This window comes from Kitasatospora sp. NPDC001095 (assembly GCF_053598615.1).
The window spans coordinates 30,861-46,465 of record NZ_JBSFKQ010000049.1 but is presented as its reverse complement, the minus strand read 5'-3'; the positions used below and the strand labels follow the sequence as shown (position 1 = coordinate 46,465).

16 protein-coding genes are annotated in these 15,605 nt (G+C 74.2%); 8 read left to right on the top strand and 8 right to left on the bottom strand.

Features of this window, described 5'->3' with window-relative positions; translation table 11 throughout:
* Positions 1 to 224: 224 nt before the first annotated feature.
* The 7 genes from ACWDBB_RS29525 to ACWDBB_RS29495 all read right to left on the bottom strand — a co-directional run bounded on the left by ACWDBB_RS29525 (position 225) and on the right by ACWDBB_RS29495 (position 5,597).
* Positions 225 to 1,097, bottom strand: a complete 873-nt coding sequence (locus ACWDBB_RS29525; protein ID WP_449792506.1) for a Vgb family protein — start codon at positions 1,095 to 1,097, stop codon at positions 225 to 227.
* A 60-nt stretch (positions 1,098 to 1,157) separates the two neighbouring features.
* Entirely contained in the window at positions 1,158 to 2,264 is a 1,107-nt protein-coding gene (locus ACWDBB_RS29520; protein WP_449792505.1) for an AI-2E family transporter, read from the bottom strand.
* A gap of 101 nt (positions 2,265 to 2,365) precedes the next feature.
* Positions 2,366 to 2,635 (bottom strand): hypothetical protein, encoded by a 270-nt coding sequence (locus ACWDBB_RS29515; protein ID WP_449792504.1) that lies wholly within the window; start codon positions 2,633 to 2,635, stop codon positions 2,366 to 2,368.
* Positions 2,632 to 3,336, bottom strand: coding sequence for a glycerophosphodiester phosphodiesterase (locus ACWDBB_RS29510; protein WP_449792503.1), 705 nt, complete (start codon positions 3,334 to 3,336; stop codon positions 2,632 to 2,634). Before ACWDBB_RS29510 ends, ACWDBB_RS29515 begins: the two co-directional genes overlap by 4 nt.
* Positions 3,333 to 3,791, bottom strand: coding sequence for a hypothetical protein (locus ACWDBB_RS29505; protein WP_449792502.1), 459 nt, complete (start codon positions 3,789 to 3,791; stop codon positions 3,333 to 3,335). Before ACWDBB_RS29505 ends, ACWDBB_RS29510 begins: the two co-directional genes overlap by 4 nt.
* Positions 3,792 to 3,904: 113 nt before the next feature.
* Positions 3,905 to 4,321 (bottom strand): TOBE domain-containing protein, encoded by a 417-nt coding sequence (locus ACWDBB_RS29500; RefSeq protein WP_392871285.1) that lies wholly within the window; start codon positions 4,319 to 4,321, stop codon positions 3,905 to 3,907.
* A 91-nt stretch (positions 4,322 to 4,412) separates the two neighbouring features.
* On the bottom strand, positions 4,413 to 5,597 hold the full coding sequence (locus ACWDBB_RS29495) for an ROK family transcriptional regulator (protein ID WP_449792501.1): 1,185 nt from the start codon (positions 5,595 to 5,597) through the stop codon (positions 4,413 to 4,415).
* A gap of 106 nt (positions 5,598 to 5,703) precedes the next feature.
* Between ACWDBB_RS29495 and ACWDBB_RS29490 the strand changes: the two genes are divergently transcribed.
* The 8 genes from ACWDBB_RS29490 (at position 5,704) to ACWDBB_RS29455 (ending at position 12,976) form a co-directional block, all read left to right on the top strand.
* Positions 5,704 to 6,939: an MFS transporter gene (locus ACWDBB_RS29490; protein WP_449792500.1), complete on the top strand. Its 1,236-nt coding sequence runs from the start codon at positions 5,704 to 5,706 to the stop codon at positions 6,937 to 6,939.
* 159 nt (positions 6,940 to 7,098) lie between these two features.
* Positions 7,099 to 7,878 (top strand): dienelactone hydrolase family protein, encoded by a 780-nt coding sequence (locus ACWDBB_RS29485; RefSeq protein WP_449792499.1) that lies wholly within the window; start codon positions 7,099 to 7,101, stop codon positions 7,876 to 7,878.
* Between the two features lie 17 nt (positions 7,879 to 7,895).
* Positions 7,896 to 8,447, top strand: a complete 552-nt coding sequence (locus ACWDBB_RS29480; RefSeq protein WP_449792498.1) for an RICIN domain-containing protein — start codon at positions 7,896 to 7,898, stop codon at positions 8,445 to 8,447.
* A 48-nt stretch (positions 8,448 to 8,495) separates the two neighbouring features.
* Positions 8,496 to 9,239, top strand: a complete 744-nt coding sequence (locus tag ACWDBB_RS29475; protein ID WP_449792497.1) for a TVP38/TMEM64 family protein — start codon at positions 8,496 to 8,498, stop codon at positions 9,237 to 9,239.
* Between the two features lie 102 nt (positions 9,240 to 9,341).
* The gene (locus tag ACWDBB_RS29470; RefSeq protein WP_449792496.1) at positions 9,342 to 9,857 is read left to right on the top strand and encodes a DinB family protein; all 516 of its coding nucleotides are present in this window, start codon (positions 9,342 to 9,344) and stop codon (positions 9,855 to 9,857) included.
* A 282-nt stretch (positions 9,858 to 10,139) separates the two neighbouring features.
* Positions 10,140 to 10,532, top strand: coding sequence for a cell division protein SepF (locus ACWDBB_RS29465; RefSeq protein WP_449792495.1), 393 nt, complete (start codon positions 10,140 to 10,142; stop codon positions 10,530 to 10,532).
* Positions 10,533 to 10,702: 170 nt separating this feature from the next.
* Entirely contained in the window at positions 10,703 to 11,335 is a 633-nt protein-coding gene (locus ACWDBB_RS29460) for a TetR/AcrR family transcriptional regulator (RefSeq protein WP_449792494.1), read from the top strand.
* Between the two features lie 69 nt (positions 11,336 to 11,404).
* Positions 11,405 to 12,976, top strand: a complete 1,572-nt coding sequence (locus tag ACWDBB_RS29455) for an MFS transporter (protein ID WP_449792493.1) — start codon at positions 11,405 to 11,407, stop codon at positions 12,974 to 12,976.
* Between the two features lie 84 nt (positions 12,977 to 13,060).
* Here the strand turns inward: ACWDBB_RS29455 and ACWDBB_RS29450 are convergent, their stop codons facing one another.
* Positions 13,061 to 15,541 carry a SpoIIE family protein phosphatase gene (locus ACWDBB_RS29450; protein WP_449792492.1) on the bottom strand — a complete coding sequence of 827 codons (2,481 nt, stop codon included), beginning with the start codon at positions 15,539 to 15,541 and terminating at the stop codon, positions 13,061 to 13,063.
* Positions 15,542 to 15,605 lie beyond the last annotated feature (64 nt).

The window sequence follows — 15,605 nt, the reverse complement described above, 5'->3', positions numbered from 1 at the left end:
CGTTGGCGGTGAGGTGGGGTCGCCCTGTGCCTGGGTGGCGCTCAAGGACGCACTCCTTCGGAACGTCGTGCGAATGGGTGGCGATCCATGATCCGAACTCGCCGCCTCCGCACCCCAGGGCCCTTCGGCCTGCCCGCCCGGGGCCGCTGGGCCCGAGTTCCCGGGCGCCGACCGGGACCTCCCGACCGCACGGCCGGGACCTCCTGACCGTCCGTCGGGCGCTGCTACGGCGTCAGCCGGGCGATCTGCCCACGCTCCAGGGCCGCGTACACCGTGCCGTCCGGGGCGACGGCGATGCCGTGCGGCTCGGCGCGCTCGCCCGGGATCGGGTACCCGTCCGGTCGGCCGTCCGGTGTGAGCACCCCGATCCGCCCGGCACCCCACTCGGTGAACCAGAGCCGGCCGTCCGGCCCGGCCGCGATCGCGTGCGGCCTGGCCGAGCGGTCGGCCAGCGGATACTCCGCCACCTCCCCGTCGACGGCGATCCGCCCGACCAGCCCGCCGCCGATCCCGACGTACCAGAGCGCCCCGTCCGCCCCGGCGGCGATCCCGACCGGCGCGGTGCCCCCGGTGGGCAGCCGGTGGACGGTCACCTCGCCGTCCGTGGCGACCCTCGCCACCGCGTCCGCCTGGTGGAGCGTGCACCACAGGGCGCCGTCCGGCCCGGCCGTGACCAGCGAGGGGAAGGCCCCGTCGACCGGCAGCGGGTACTCCGTCACCTCGCCGTCGACGGTGATCCGCCCGACCCGGTTCGCGTTCGACTCGGTGAACCAGAGCGCCCCGTCGGGCCCCGCGGCGATCCCGTACGGCCCGGCGTCCGCCGTCGGCAGCGCGAAGGACGCCGTCGCCCCGCCCGCCTCGATCCGCCCGATCCGGTGGTCCCGCAACCGGCTGAACCACATCGCCCCGTCCGGCCCCGCCGCGATCACCGCCGGCCCGCACCCGGTCGCCCCGAGCCCGAACCGCTCCACCGCCCCGTCGGGAGCCAGCCGTCCGATCTCCCCGCCGTGCACCAGGGTGAACCAGACACCCCCGTCGGCCCCCATCGCCACCCCGTACGGCCCGGCACCCGTCCCGGCAACCTCGATCAGCTCCATGAACGCCCCCCTCAGACACTATTGCGACTCATTTCGCATTAGTGATGATCACACGGCGACTCACGGCCCGGCAAGCGACTTCCCCGTCCGGGCCCGGTCGCCCCGCAACACGGTGACGACACCCATGCCGGCGGCGCAGACCGGGACGGCGAGCAGGGCGCCGATGATGCCGGCGATGCCGGCGCCGGCCACCACGGCGACCATGATGGTGGCCGGGTGCAGCTCGACCGTGCGGCTCTGGATGACGGGCTGGAGGATGTTGCCCTCGATCAACTGCACCGCGAGCACCACGCCGAGCGCCCACAGGGCCGTGCCGAGGCCGCCGTTGGCGAGGGCCACGAGCACCGCCGCCGTGCCGGACAGGAACGCTCCGACGAAGGGGATGTAGGCACCCATGAAGACCAGCGCGCCGAGCCCCGGCGCGCCCGGCACGCCGAGGGCGACCAGGCCGACGGTGATGAAACTCGCGTCGATCAGGGCGATCAGGGTGGTGCCGCGCATGAACCCGGCCATCGCCTCGAAGGCCCGCTCCGCGCAGGCGATCACGGTGGTGGCACTGCGTTCCGGCAGGTACGAGCGGATGACGTCGCCGGTGCGGTGCCCGTCCCGGAGGAAGAAGAACACCAGGGCGAGCGCCAGCACCCCGCCGGTGATCACCTGGGTGAGCAGGCCGAGCCCGGAGAGCACCCCGTTGGTGAGGGCGGAGATCAGCGAGTTGGTCTCGCCCCTGGCGTTGCTCAGCGCGTGCTCGATCTTCACCCCGAAGGGTCCGAGCCAGCCGGACAGCCGCCGCCCGGCCGCCGGGAGCGAGGCGGCGATCTGCGGGGCGCTGTGCACCAGGGAGTTGACCAGCAGCGCGATCACCCCGCCGACCGCGGCCACCAGTACCGCGCAGGTCAGCCCGGCGGCCAGGCTCCGTCCGACGCCCCGGCGCACCAGCCAGGGCACCACCGGGTAGAGCAGCGAGGCCCCGAGCAGGGCCAGGATGAACGGCACGGTGGCCGCCCGCAGTTCGACCAGCGCGAAGACCACCAGCGAGGCGACGGCGATCAGCAGGATCACCGCCAGCGACCAGGCCGCCGCCCGGCGCAGCGCGGGCGGCAGCATCAGGTACGGCCTGCGGTGGTCCGGCCGCGGCTCCTCGCCGGGCGCACGCTCCACGGACACGGCCACCTCCGCCGGGGGGTCGTCGACGTTTCCGAACCGCCCCAGCTCAGCAGAGGTTCCGACGGCCCGCGCGGCGGATCCGCCGGGAGCACCCGAACGGGCTACCCGGATTCCCCGAACCGCACGGACCCGCCGCCGCCCGCCCCCGCGAAGGCCGGCACCCGCTCCGCCTCGGCCTCCGCCGCCCGCCGATCGGCCCGGCGCGGCGGCGCGAACGGGAGGACGGAGGGCGGTCGGGGTACGGCTTGGGCCCGGAGGCCACCGAGGTGGTGGACCAGCGCGGCGGGCGCCGGGTCGGTGCGGGCGAGCAGGTGCCGGCGGGCCGGCAGGCCCCGGCCGAGCGCCCGCCGCCCGAGGACCGGGTCGGTCACCGGCGGCCGTCCAGCACCGAGCGCAGCACGCCGATCCGGTTGGAGGTGATGGAGGCGACGCCGGTGTCGCGCAGTCGGCGCATGGTGCGGCGCAGGTCGGCGGTCCACGTGGCCACGGCGAGCCCCTCGTCCGCCGCGGCGGCGGTGAAGTCGGGGGTGACCAGGCCGAACGGCGGGTTGAGGTAGCGCGGGCGCAGGTCGTCCAGCAGGGCGCGCACGGGCATCCGGAGCTGCTTCCAGGTGAGCGCGATCTCGGCGTCGGGGCTGAGTTCGCGCACCGCGAGCATGGCGGTGGTGGGGCCGCAGAAGGCGACGGCCCGTTCGGCGCCGAGGCCGGTGACCACCTCCCAGGTGGCCGCGGCCGGCCGGGCGTCGTCCAGGTCGATCAGCAGCCGGCGGCCCTCGACGGCGGCCACCGCCTTGACCGCCTCGGCGAGGGTGGGGACGGCGAGCGGGCCTTGGCGCAGCTCTTCCAGCTGTTCGGCGGTGACCCGGTCGATCGGCCGCGGGTCGCCCCAGAGCCGGTCCAGGGTGCGGTCGTGCAGCAGCACGGGCACCCGGTCGCGGGTGAGCTGGACGTCCACCTCGACGGCGTCGGCCCCGGCGGCGAACGCGGACTCGACGGAGGGCAGGGTGTTCTCGCGGAAGCGGAACGGGTCGCCGCGGTGGGCGACGGCGAGCGGCTTGGCGGCGGCGTTCATCGGATCCTTCCGGCGAGCCACGGGGTGAGGTCGCGGACGCCGACGTCCTCGCGGTGGCTCGGCTCCCCGGGGACGGTGACGATCAGCGTGGTGGACGGCGGGAAGGTGCGCGCCTTGACGTGCGCCAGGTCGGACCAGACGGCGTTCAGGAAGCCGGGGACGCGGTCGCGGTCGACGTCGAAGGCTATGCCCTCGACGGTGACGGTGACCTCGTCGTGGGTGAACAGCCGGACGGTGACGGCGGGGCTGCCGTCGAACTCCAGCAGCGCCTCGTGCGGGATGGTGCCGCAGGCCCCGTCGAGTTCGTCGCCCGGGCCGTCCGGGCCGACCAGCCCGGCGAAGGTCCGGTCGCGGCCGATGTCGTGCTGGGCGCGGACGGTGCGGCCGTGCCTGGCGGCCACGGCCTCGATCGCGAGCACGGCGCTCTGGGTGGTCGGCAGGTGCTGGGGTGGCATCCGGGGCCTCTCGTTCGGTTCCAGGACTCGTGACGGGGGTCCTGCGGCGAGTCCTGCGGGGACTCGTGCGGGACTCCTGCGGCGACTCGGTGCGACGGCTCCTGCGGGGAGCGTCAGCGCCGTTCGATCATCACATTGGTGGACTTGATGACCGCCGTGGCGGGCGCGCCGGGCACCAGGTTCAGCTCCTCCGCCGACTCCCGGCTGATCAGCGACACCACCCGGAACGGCCCGGCCTGGATCTCCACCTGCGCGGCCACGTCACCGAGCACCACGTCGGTGACGATCCCAGGGAAGCGGTTGCGGGCCGAGGACGGCCGGCCCTCCGTCTCGGCGTTCTCCGGCCGCGCCAGCTCCCGGGCGAAGGCGGCGAGCTCGGCCCCCGGGATGATCCGGTGCCCGTTCTCGTCCCGCGCGGCGGCGACCCGCCCGGCGTCCACCCAGCGCCGCATGGTGTCGGCGCTGACGCCGAGCAGCGCCGCGGCCTCGCCGATGCGGTACGGGTTGGCCGGCGCCTCGGGCTGGCCCATGTGCGTCTCCTGACGGTGGTTCGGGATCGGGAGGCGTGCGCCCCCGCGCCATCCTGCCGTACCGACGGCACGGACGGTCACGCGAGGGCCGTCACGGCTCGCCGAAGAGATCGCGCCGCACCGCGTCGCCGGCGGTGAGCACCGCGCCCGCGAGCACCGCGCCGCCGCCCGCCGTACCGGCCCGCACCTCGGTGCTCAGCGGGGAGAGCAGGGCCAGCCGCCGTTCGACCCGGCCGGCCAGCTCCGGCCCGCCGGCCCGGCCGACCTCGCCGCCGAGCACCACGCAGCCGGGGTCCAGCACCACGCAGACGCTCGCCGCGCCGAGTGCGATCCGCTCGGCCAGCGCGTCCAGGAAGCCCTCGCCTTCCGGGCCGGCCACCAGGGCGGCCCGTACGGCGGCCTCGGCGGCGGAGGCGTCCCCGGCCCGGTCGGCGGGCAGTCCGTGGGCACGGGCCAGCGCGCAGATCGCGGCGCTGCCGACCAGGCCGTGGAAGCCGCCCTCGCAGCTGTCGGCGCTGGGCAGGCCGACGGTGCCGGGGACGGGCAGGAAGCAGATCTCGCCAGTGCCGCCGGAGAAGCCCCGGCGCAGCCGGCCGTCCAGGATCACGGCGGCGCCGACGCTGTGGCCGAGCCACATCAGCACGAAGGTGTCGCGATCGCGCGCGGCGCCGACCCGGTACTCGGCGCGCCCGGCCAGGTTGACCTCGTTCTCCAGGATCACCTCGGTGCCGGGCAGCTCCTGCAGCGCGGCGAGGAGCTCGGCGTGCCAGCCGGGGAGCTTGCCGGTGCTCTGCAGCCGCCCGGTGGCCGGGTCGACCAGTCCGGGGGCGCCGACCGCGACGGTGTGCAGCCGCTCGACGCCGACGCCGCGGGCGGTCTCCAACAGGGTGGCGACGATCGCCCCGGTGGTGTCCGGCCCGCCGTCCCCGTCGACCGGGACCTCGGCGGTGGCCAGGCTGCGCCCGGCCAGGTCGGCGACGACCAGGCTGACGCCGCCGGAGCGGACGTCGACGGCGGCGAGGTGCGCCCGGGAGGCGACCAGCGCGTAGAGCCGGGCGTTGGGGCCGCGCCGCTGTTCTCCGCGCTCACCGACGACGGCCACCAGGCCGGTGCGCTGGAGGCGTTCGAGCAGGTCGGCGACGGTCGGCCGGGACAGGCCGGTGAGGTCGCGCAGCTCGGTCGCGGTGAGGGGCCCCTGTTCGAGCAGGAGGTTGAGCGCCAGCCGGTCGTTGATCGCCCGGGCGGTGCTCGGCGTGGCCGTACGCGCGGTGGTCATGGCAGATCATCCTTCCAGAGCCTTTCTATCAGGATCCCTCCCTGATAATTTATCGACCGTCAAGGGCACTGTCGCGCCCGCGCCGCGCGACCGGGAGGGACACCGCATGACCGGGACCACCACACCACCACCGGAGCCGCTGACCGCACCGCGCCGGGCCCGGGCGAGCATCGCCCTGGTCTTCTGCGTGCACGGGGCCGTCACCGGCAGCTTCGTCACCCGCATCCCCTGGATCCAGAACCACCTCCACCTCTCGGCCGGCCAGCTCGGACTGGCCCTGGTCATGCCCGCCATCGGCTCCTCCCTCGCCATGCCGCTGGCCGGCCGCTTCGTCCACCGCTACGGCGGCCGGGCCGCGGTGCGCGGACTGCTCTCGCTCTGGTGCCTCGCCCTCGCCCTGCCCGCGCTCGCCCCCTCGCTGCCGGCGCTGTGCGTGGCGCTGCTGGCGTACGGCGCCACCTCGGGGATGGCGGACGTGGCGATGAACGCCCAGGGCGTGGAGATCGAGGAGCGACTCGGCCGCTCGATCATGTCCGGGCTGCACGGGATGTGGAGCGCGGGCGGCCTGCTGGCCTCCCCCTTCGGCATCCTCGCCGCCCACCTGGACCTCGACGCCCGGCTCCAACTGGCCGTCACCGCGGCGGTCCTGCTCGTCCTCGCCCAGGCCGTCTGCCGCGGCCTGCCGGACATCCGGGCGCACGAGGGCGCGGAGGAGCCGCCGCGGTTCGCCCTGCCACCGCGCAGCTCGCTGGTGATCGGGCTGGTCGGCTTCTGCGCGGTCTTCGCCGAGGGAGCCTCGATGGACTGGAGCGGCGTCTACCTGCGGGACGTCACCGGCGCCTCGGCCACCGTCGCCGCCGCCTCGTACACCGCCTTCTCGCTCACCATGGCGGTCAGCCGGCTCGCCGGGGACGCGGTGATCCGCCGCCTCGGCGCCGTCCGCACCACCCGCGTCGGCGGCGCCGTCGCCACCGCCGGCGGCCTGCTGGTGGTCGCCGCCGACAGCCCGGCCCTGGCCATCCCCGGCTTCGGCCTGATCGGCATCGGCATCGCGGTGATCGTCCCGCTCGCCTTCGCCGCGGCCGGCCGGATCGGCACCAATCCCAGCCAGGCCATCGCCGGCGTCGCCACCGTCACCTACACCTCCGGCCTGATCGCCCCCGCGGTCATCGGCGCCCTCGCCCAGGCCACCTCGCTGACCGTCTCCTTCGGGCTGGTCACCGCGCTCGCCTGCGCCCTGCTGCTGAGCGCCGGGGCACTGCGGCTGGCCGAGCGGAATCCCGACCGCGAAAGCACCGCCGGAAAAACGCCTCCGGCAAAAGCGGGACCGGTGAAAACGTGACCAGTGAAAACGTGACCACACCGTCACCGGAAAGGACTTCCGGAAAAGATCTCCCCGCGATACGATGGTGAATTCCCGAGGGAATTCCCGACTAAGGTCTCGAACCGCCGGGCGCAACCGCGCCCGGCGGTTCTTCGTGTTCCACGAGAGGGATTCCCCGTGTGCTACGACCCGGACGCCGCCCCGCCCGCCTTCACCCCCGCCCCGTGGCCGCTGGCCGAGGCCGCTCCACTGGTCCTCACCTCGGCCGACGGCACCCGCTTCGGCGCCTTCCTGGCCCGCCCGGAGATCGCCACCGGGCCGGGCGTGCTCGTCCTGCCGGACAACAAGGGCCTTTCCGCGTTCTACCGGCAGACCGCCGCCCGCCTCGCCGAACAGGGCCACCCGGCGCTCGTCCTCGACTACTACGGCCGCACCGCCGGCGCATTCCCGGAAAAGCGCCCGGCGGAATTCGGCGAACTGCCGAACCTGCTCCCCCACCTGCTCGCGCTCACCCCCGACGGATTGGACGCCGACATCACCGCCGCCCTGGCCCGGCTGCGCGCCGTCGGGCCCGCCGAGGTGGTCGCGCTCGGCTTCTGCTTCGGCGGTCGGCAGGCCTTCCGCACCGCCGCACCGCGCTTCGGCCTGGCCGGCGCCGTCGGCTACTACGGCTACCCGGACGCCATCAACGGCGCCCCGGGGCCCACCCAGCTGGCCGGGGAGCTGACCGCCCCGATCCTCGCCTTCTGGGGCGGCGCCGACGAGCACATCCCGGCGGACACGGTCGCGGCCTTCGACGCGGCCCTCACCACCGCCGGCTGCCCGCACGAGTTCGTCAAATATCCTCGCGCCCCGCACAACTTCTTCGAACTCTCCGCTGTCGAACACGCCGACGCGGCCCGGGACTCCTGGCAACGACTGCTGGGATTCCTCGTCCGGCCGCGCCAGGTGCACTGACCACGGAGGTCGAACAGATGCCCCTCAGAGCCCGTCTCTCCGTCGCCGCCGCCGTCCTCGCCACCGCGGCGGTGGCCCTCACCGCCCCGCCCGCCACCGCCACCACCACCTCCCCCACCGCCGACTTCGGACCCGCCGAGATCCGCACCGGGATGTACGCCGGGACGAACGACCTCTGCCTGGAGGTCGCCGACTGGCGCACCGACAACGGCGCCCCGGTCCGGATCTGGACCTGCACCGGCGGCGACAACCAGAAGTGGACCCAGACCGCCCAGGGCTGGATCAACCTGCACAGCGGCAAGTGCCTGGAGATCGCCGCCTTCAGCACCGCCCCGGGCGTCCAGGCCAGCCAGTGGAGCTGCAACGGCGGCCGCAACCAGCAGTGGAGCGACCCGCCGGCCAGCCACCCCGGCACCCCGCGCCGGATCGTGAACGCCAACAGCGGCCTGGTCCTCGACGTCTCCGGCGGCGTCATCGACAACGGCACCCCGGTGATCCAGTGGAAGTACCTCGCGGGCGCCTACAACCAGTACTGGCACTACAACCCGGAGAAGAGCCCGTACAGCTGAGCCGGGACCCGGCGCGGGCGGGGCCCGAGCACCGGTTAGGCTCGGGCGGTGTTCGAGCCCGATGCCGTTCCCGCGCCGCCCGTCGTGGCCCTGCCCGCGCCGCCGGTCGCGCCGCCGGTGCCCGCCGCCGTCCCGTCGCGTTCGCCCTGGTGGCGGTTCGCCCTGCTGGTGGTGGTGCTCGCGGCGGCCGCCGGGTCGCTGCTGCTGTGGAGCCCGACGGAGCTGCTGTCCGGCGGGCTGGCGGAGCGGATGCCGGGGTACTGGTTCGGCCCCCTGTTCGCCCTGGTCTACGCGGTGGGGACACTCGCCTTCGTGCCCCGGCCGGCGCTCAACGCGGCGGCCGGGCTGCTGCTCGGCATCCAGCTGGGCGTGCTGCTGGCGGTGCTCGGCACCACGGTGGGCGCCGCCCTGGCCTTCGTGCTCGGGCGGGGCCTCGGCCGCGAGGCGCTGCGCCCGTACCTGCGCGGCAAGGTGCTCGGGACACTGGACCGGCGGTTCACCGAGCAGGGCTTCCGCAGCGTGCTGGTGCTGCGGCTGCTGCCGGGCATGCCGTTCCAGGCCGCCAACTACGGCGCGGCCTTCTCCGGCGTCCGTTTCCTGCCCTTCGTGCTGGCCACCGCGATCGGCGTGGTGCCGACCACCGCGGTGTACGTCACGGCGGCGGCCAGCGCGGGCCGGCCGGGCTCGGCGGCCTTCCTGCTGTCGGCGGGGGTGATCGCGCTGCTGGTGCTGGGCAGCGTGGTCGGCCTGTGGCGGACGGCCCGCGCCCGCCGCCGGGCGACGGCGGGCTGAACCCGGCGCGAGCAGGCCATCACGGCGCGGCGACTCGCGGCTCCGCGGCTCCGCGGCGAAAATCGTTCGCCCCGGGCGCGGCCGGACGCCAGGATGGCACGCATGATCGAACCGGACCCGCGGGTGGACCCGCCGACGACGGCCGACGAGGCCGCCACCCTGACCGCCTTCCTCGACTACCACCGCGACACCCTCGCGCTGAAGTGCGAGGGCCTGACCGACGACCAGCTGCGGCTGCGCTCCGTCCCGCCGTCCAACCTCTCGCTGCTGGGCCTGGTCCGGCACATGGCCGAGGTGGAGCAGTACTGGTTCCAGTCCGTCCTGCTCGGCCGGGAGACCACCAACGGCCACTTCTGGACGAAGGAGAACGAGGACGGCGACTTCGACGACGTCGACACCGCCGACGTCGCGGCCGACTTCGCCACCTGGCGCGCCGAGGTCGAGGCCGCCCGCGGCGCCGCCGCCGGCCTGCCGCTGGACACCGTCGGCAAGAAGCCGCGCCGGGGCGAGCCGGTGACGCTCCGCTGGATCCTCACCCACATGATCGAGGAGTACGCGCGACACAACGGCCACGCGGATCTTCTGCGCGAATTGATCGACGGTGCGACCGGCGAGTGACGCCGCGGGTGAAATCGTTTCCGCATTGTTGACAGAAGGTCAAATACGCCGTGACGGTGACCGATAAGGTCAACGCGCGCAACCGTACGACGCTGCGCCGCGTCAGTGGGAGTGCCCGGGTTCGCCCGGGTTTCCGGCGCGGCACGACTCGTACGGGGGTTGCGAGCGGGCACGGGACCGGTGAACAGTGCGATACTCGGACAGTTCCGACGAGTGGATGACGTGTCAAGAACGGCACGCGCCCCCGGGGGACCAGGACGGGACGAGGCAGGGAGGCGCGGCATGGGAGCACTTCGCGACGAGCACCACAACGGGTGGCTGATGCCCTCGGGGAACTACCCGGCCGCGGTGTACGACGACGAGTGGATCGATCAGGAGACGGCTCCGGCCGTCCCCGCGCCCGCGAAGATCGTCTCTCTGCGGCCGACGGGCTTCGAGGCGGCCCGGACGGTCGGTGAGCACATCCGGGCGAGCACCCCGGTGGTCATGGACCTCACCGAAATGGAGGAGGCCGAGGCCAAGCGCATGGTCGACTTCGCCTCCGGGCTCATCTTCGGCACCAGGGGCGGCATCGAGCGGATCGCCAAGCGGGTGTTCCTGCTCACCCCGGCCGACGTCGAGGTCATGGTGATCGACCGCCCGATGGACGACACCGGCTTCTACAACCAGAGCTGAGCCGCCGCGACAGGGCCGAGCAGAGCCGCGACCGCGACACCCCGGAACCGGGGACGGTACACCCGCCGTCCCCGGTTTTTTGCTGCCCGGACTCTGATCTCCGACGCCTCATCTGAGAGCCGGAAATCAATAATGAGACATCCATGTCTCACATGAACTAGACTCGACTCATGGCCACCGATCGCGACACCGTCCTGGAAGCCGCCGTCGGCGTGCTCTCCCGCCGCCCGACCGCCCACCTGGACGAGATCGCGCGCGCCGCCGGGATCAGCCGCGCCACGCTGCACCGGCTCTTCCCGGGGCGCGACGCGCTGATCCGCGAGATCGGCCTGCTCGGACTGCGCCGGTTCGCCACCGCGCTGGACACCGCCGAGGTCGAGCAGGGTGACGCCGAGGCCGCGCTGCGCCGCCTGGTGGACGCCTCCGTCCCGGACGCCGCGCTCTGCGCCTTCCTGGCCGGCGAGAACCAGCTCTACGAGCACGACGACATCAACGACCTCTGGGAGGTCCAGATCGCCCGGCTGCACGCGCTCTTCCTGCGCGGCCAGCAGCACGGCGTGTTCCGCATCGAGCTGAGCGCCGCCTGGCTGAGCGAGGCCTTCTTCGACCTGGTGGCCGGCGTCGGCTGGGCCATCCAGGACGGCCGGCTCGCCCCGCGCGACGCCGCCTTCTCGCTCGCCGAGCTGTTCCTCGGCGGCGCGCTGCGCAGACCGGACGCCCGCACCGCTCCCGTCGCCGACAGCACCCCCACCCCACCCACAGCACCGCCGACCACAGGCCGGACACCGATAAACCATGAGTGAGCGAAGCGAGCGAATCATCACGAGGCGCGCAGCGTGCGAAGCGCCTGCCGAGCGAAGCGGGGCGGGAGCGTGAGCACCCTGACCGCCCGCCAGCGCTGGACCGGCCTCGCCGTCCTCGTCCTGGCCGTGACCGTGGTCGCCCTGGACGCGACCGTCCTCTCCCTCGCCATCCCGTCGATCAGCGAGACCCTGCGCCCCAGCGGCACCCAGCTGCTCTGGATCGGCGACTCCTACTCCTTCGTCCTGGCCGGCCTGCTGGTCAGCATGGGCGCCCTGAGCGACCGGATCGGCCGCAAGAAGCTGCTGCTGGCCGGGTCCGCCGCGTTCGGCGCCGCCTCGCTGCTGGCCGCGTACGCGCCGAGCGCCGGTTGGCTGATCCTGGCCCGCGCGCTGCTCGGCGTGGCCGGGGCGACGATCATGCCCTCCACCCTCTCGCTGATCCGCGGGCTCTTCCCGGACGACCGGGAGCGGGCCACCGCGATCGGCATCTGGGGTGCGGCGGCCACCGCCGGCGCCGCCCTCGGGCCGGTGGTCGGCGGGGTGCTGCTGGAGCACTTCTGGTGGGGCTCGGTGTTCCTGATGAACATCCCGGTGCTGATCCTGCTGCTGGTGTCCGGCGCCTGGCTGCTGCCGGAGTCCAAGGACCCGAAGCCGGGCCGCTGGGACGTGCTGAGCGTGTTCCTGTCGATGGCCGGTGTGATCGGCGTGGTGTACGCGGTCAAGGAGGCCGCCGCGCACGGCGTGGACCGCTGGGACGTGCCGGTCGCGTTCGTGCTGGGCGCCGCCGCGCTGTTCGCCTTCGTCCGCCGCCAGCTGCGGCTGGAGACCCCGCTGCTCGACGTCCGGCTGTTCCGCGACCGGCGGTTCACCGCGGCCGTCTCGGCCTCGCTGATCTCCCTGCTCGGACTCTCCGGCGTGATCTTCGTGGTCTCGCAGTACCTCCAGCTGGTCCGCGGCTACCAGCCGCTCCAGGCGGGCCTGGCCGAGCTGCCGGCCTTCGCCGGATCGGTGGCCGGCGGACTGCTGACCGCCGCGATCGCCCGGCGCTTCGGCGCCCGCAAGGCGCTGACGGCCTGTCTGCTGGCGATGGGTCTGGGCGTGGGCGCGCTCGGCTGGCTGTCGCAGGACACCGCCTACCTGCTGCTGGCCGCCTCCTTCCTGCTGGTCGGGACGGCCGAGGGCGTGGTCTACACGCTCGGCGCCGACCTGGTGCTGAGCGCCGCGCCCGCCGACAAGGCCGGCGCCGCCTCGGCGGTCTCGGAGACGGCGTACGAGCTGGGCACCGCGCTCGGCATCGCGGTGGTGGGCTCGGTGGTCGGCTCGATGTACGCGAGCGGTCTGGCCGTCCCGGCCGGGACGGACCCGACGGCCGCCGCCCGGGCCGGCGAGTCGCTGGGCTCGGCCGTCGAGACGGCCCGGGGCCTGTCGCCGGAGCTCGCCCAGCCGCTGCTGGCGAGCGCCCGGGAGTCCTTCGTCCACGGCATGAACAGCGCCGGACTGCTGGCCGCCGCGCTGCTGGTCGGTGCGGCCGTGATGGCCTGGCGGATGCTGCGCGGGCTCTCCGGGCGGAGCGCCGGGGCGCAGACCGGCGCGGGGGGCACGGTCGACGCACCGGCCGTCCAGCCGAAGGTCGACGCGTAGGGGCCCGCAAGGGCGCCCGAGAACGGATGAGAACGGCCGTTTCCCCCTGGGGAACGGCCGTTCCCGTCCGCGGAACGGTCGTTCCTACGAGGTTCCCAAGGGCAGTTCCAGCTCCGCCCAGACCACCTTGCCGTCCCGGGTGAGCCGACTGCCCCAGCGCTGGGCCAGCTCGCTGACCAGGAACATCCCGCGCCCGCCCTCGTCCTGCTCGGCGAACGGGCGCAGCTGCGGGGTCTGGCCGCCGGCGTCGGAGACCTCCACGGTGAGCACCCGGTCGCGGAACAGTCTCAGCCGGCGTGGGGCGTCCGCGTGCAGCAGGGCGTTCGTGACCAGCTCGCTGACCAGCAGTTCGGCGTAGTCGGTGAGCGCGGACAGGCCCCAGGCCGCGAGGGTGGCGCGGGTGAAGCGGCGGGCTCTGCCGGGCAGCCGGCCGCCGCCGGACAGCGGCAGGCTGGCGATCCGGTCGGCGGGCAGCGGCAGCACCCGGGCCATGATCATCGCGATGTCGTCCTCGGTGCCGTCGGTGACCAGCGCGGCGAGGACGGCGTCGCAGCTCTCCTCCAGGGTCCGGCCGGGGCCGGCCAGGGTGCGGGCGAGCTGGTCGATCCCGGCGTCCAGGTCCTGGCCGCGCCGCTCGACCAGGCCGTCGGTGTAGAGCGTGACCATGCCGCCCTCGGGGATGGTGAACTCGATCGACTCGAAGGCCACCCCGCCGACGCCCAGCGGCACCCCGGGCGGCACGTCCACCCGGGTGGCGGTGCCGTCGGGGGCGACCCGGACCGGCGGCAGGTGTCCGGCCGAGGCGACCTGGACGGTGCGCTCCAGCGGGTCGTACACCGCGCAGATGCAGGTGGCGAACTGGCCCTCGCCGATTCCCGAGGCGGTCTCGTCCAGTCGGGTGAGGACCTGCTCGGGCGGCATGTCGAGGGTGGCGAGGGTCCGGGCGACGGTGCGCAGCTGGCCCATGGTGGCGGCGGCCCGGATGCCGTGGCCCATCACGTCGCCGACCACCAGGGCGACCCGCCCGCAGGACAGCGGCACCACGTCGAACCAGTCGCCGCCGACCTCGCTGACCACGCTGCTGGGCAGGTAGCGGTAGGCGATCTCCAGGCCAAGGGTGCGGTGCACCTCCTGCGGCAGCAGGCTGCGCTGGAGGGTCAGGGCGGTCTCCCGCTCGCGGCGGTAGAGCCGGGCGTTGTCGAGCGCCAGCGCGGTGCGGGCGACCAGTTCCTCGGCGAGGGCGACGTCGGCGGCGGTGAACGGCTGGGGGTTGCGCATCCGGATGAACTCGGAGCCGCCGAGCACCATGCCCCGGGCGGTGATCGGCACCATCAGGTACGAGTGGATGCCGGCCGCCATGCCGGGGGCCACCCGGTCCTCGCTGGCCACCAGTCCGCGCAGCGCCTCCTCGTCCACCTGGGCGCGCAGCAGCGGCTTCCCGCTGCGCAGGCACTGGACGTAGCTGCGGTCGGGGGCGTACTCGGAGGTCTCGCCTATCACGTCCACGGCGTGCGCGAGGCCGGTCTCGTAGGACTCCCCGACGGCGACGGCGCGCAGCGTGATGTTGCGGTCGGAGGGGATCGCGGTGGGCTCGGCGCCGCGCAGCACCGGCTCCAGCAGGTCGACGGTGGCGAAGTCGGCGAACCGGGGGACGACGGCCTCGATCAGCTCCTCGGCGGTGCGCTGGAGGTCGAGGGTGGTGCCGATCCGGGCGGTCGCCTCGGCGATGGTGGAGAGCCGTTCCTGGGCGCGGGCGGCGCGGGCCTCGGCCTGGAAGCGCTCCGTGACGTCGATGATCGAGGAGCAGACGCCGAAGATGCGGCCGGTGGAGTCCTCCAGCCGGAAGTAGGAGGCGGACCAGGCGCGGTCCCGCTGGGGGTCGCCGGGGACCCTGCCGTGCGAGCGGGCGTCCACCACGGGCTTGCCGGTCTTGAGCACCTGGCGCATGATCTGCTCGATCTCGGCGCTGTTGATGCCGGGCAGCACGACGGGTATCCGGCGGCCGAGGTGGGCGGCGACCGGCACCCCGTTCATCCGGGCGAGTGCCTCGTTGATCCGGACGTAGCGCAGCTCGGTGTCGTAGACGGCCATGCCGATCGGCGAGCGGTCGAAGATGCCGTCGAGCACCGCGAGGTCGGCCTCGACGGCGTGCAGGGCGCGGGTGTCGGAGGCGGTGGCGAGCAGCAGCAGGGTGCCGACCGGGCCGGCGATCGGGTAGGTGCGGAACTCCAGGTCGACCTTGTGGCCGTCGCGGTGGCGGACCGGGAAGACACCGGACCAGCCGGTGCCGCTCATGATCCGCTGGAAGAGGTCGAGCACCTCGGTGCGGTCGGACTCGTCGGTGAGCAGTTGGGCGGCGTAGCTGCCGACGGCCTCCTCGGCGGTGTAGCCCAGGAGGGCCTCGGCGTCCTCGTTCCAGTGCAGGATCAGTCCGTCGCCCTGGAGCAGCGCCGTCGCGAACGGGACGAGCCGGTGGCCTTCGGGGCGCGCGCCCTCGGGGCGGCCCGGGGTACCGCCCGGTGCCGGGTCGGCGGCGTCGGTAGCGTCCCACTCGTGTCCGTGCATGATCAGGCAGCACCCCGGTTCGGCTCGTGCCCGGCCGGTTGGGCCACGCGGTCCGTGCCGGCCG